This is a genomic window from Corallococcus llansteffanensis, from assembly GCF_003612055.1.
Lineage (GTDB): Bacteria > Myxococcota > Myxococcia > Myxococcales > Myxococcaceae > Corallococcus > Corallococcus llansteffanensis.
Genome location: NZ_RAWB01000975.1, coordinates 1 through 1,729, shown reverse-complemented (window position 1 = coordinate 1,729; position 1,729 = coordinate 1). Strand labels below are relative to the sequence as shown.

The following is a 1,729-nucleotide window of genomic DNA, read 5'->3' as shown; positions in this document are numbered from 1 at the left end:
CAGCCGGGTGGACCACGGCGCGTGGCGGTCGGTGGTGGACGTCATCGATGCGCGGTCGCTGCAGCATGCCGATCGCGTCGCGCTCTCGGACGGATCCGTCGTCGTGACGTACGCGCGACTGCGCGAGCGCACCCGCGACCTGGCCGGACGCCTGCGGGCCCGGGGCCTCGGGCGGGGGGATGTGGTCGCGGTGGTGCTGGACCGGGGCCCCGCCTTCATCGAACTGGCGCTCGCCGTCTGGCGGGTCGGCGCGGCGTACCTGCCGCTGGCTCCGGCGCATCCGGTGGACTGGCGGCAGGAGGTCGTCCGGAGGGCTGGCGCGGTGCTGGTGGTGGGCCTGTCGGAAACCCACGCGGTGCCGGGCGTGCCCTTCCTCGACCTGGGCTCCAACGCGGGCTCCGTCGCGCCGGAGGCCGAGGATGCGGTGCTCGCTCCGGAGGACCTCGCGTACATCATCTGCACCTCCGGTTCGACCGGTGAGCCCAAGCTGGTGATGACCGAGCATCGCGGGGTTTCCAATCTCATGCATGCCCAGCGGGACTTCCTGGGCGCGCTGGGGCCGGACACGCGGGTGCTGCAGTTCTTCCACCCGTCCTTCGACGCGTCCCTGTTCGACATCCTGATGGCGCTGCCCAACGGCGGTCGGCTGGAGACCATCGATGCGTCGCTCATCTCCGGGGAGCCGCTGGCCCAGGTGTTGGTGGGCCGGAGCATCACCCACGCGGTGCTGCCCGCGACGGTGCTGCGCACGCTGCAACCGGGCCGGTTCCCCGACCTCCAGGTGCTGATGAGCACCGGGGACGTATGCCTGCCAGAGACGGCCCGGCAGTGGGGCGCGCACCACCGCTTCGTCAACGGCTACGGCCCGACGGAGGTGACAGTGGCCAGCACGCTCCAGACGGTGGGCGCGGTGGACGGTGAGCGCGTGCCCATTGGCGGGCCCCTCTCCAACTACCACGTGGTCATCCTGGATGAGCACCTGCGCCCCGTTCCGGACGGAACCCCGGGTGAGCTGTGCATCGGAGGCGAAGGGGTCGGGCGCGGGTATCTGGGACGGCCGACCCTCACCGCCGAGCGCTTCATTCCGGATCCGTTCAGCGCGAAGCCGGGAGGCCGCCTGTACCGCAGCGGCGACGTGGGCAGGTGGCTGTCGGACGGCACGCTGGAGTTCCTCGGCCGGCGCGATGACCAGGTGAAGATCCGTGGCGCACGCATCGAGCTGGGGCAGGTGGAGGCGGCCCTGGCGGCGCTGCCCGAGGTGCGGGACGCGGTCGCCCTGAAGGACGGCACGGGTGAGCGCCTGCTCGGCTATGTCATGCCAGACGCCGGAGCGGTGCTGTCGGGGGAGGCGGTCCGCGCGGAGCTCCGCCGCCGGCTGCCCGGCTATCTGGTGCCGGATGTGATTGTCGTGGTGGACGCGTGGCCGCTGAACACGAACGGCAAGGTGGACCGGGCCCGGCTGCCCCGACCCCAACGGACGGAGCGCACCGGCTACCAGCCGCCGGAGTCCCCCGGGGAAGAGGCCCTGGCGGGAATCGCGGCGGCGCTGCTCGGGATGGAGCGGGTGGGGCGGCATGACAACCTGTTTGAACTGGGAGGGCATTCGCTGTTCGCCACCCAGCTCGTGGCCCGGGTGCGCCGCATGCTGGGCGCGCAGCTCGAACTGAGCGCGGTGCTCCAGTCGCCCACGGTCGCCCAGCTCGCGGCCCGGCTGGGGGAAGGGCAGGGT

The 1,729-nt window shown here is 72.3% G+C and carries 1 protein-coding gene; it reads left to right on the top strand.

Annotated features, from left to right (window positions below):
• The coding region (locus D7V93_RS42620) for a non-ribosomal peptide synthetase (protein WP_120648636.1) at positions 1 to 1,729 on the top strand (1,729 nt) is incomplete at both ends.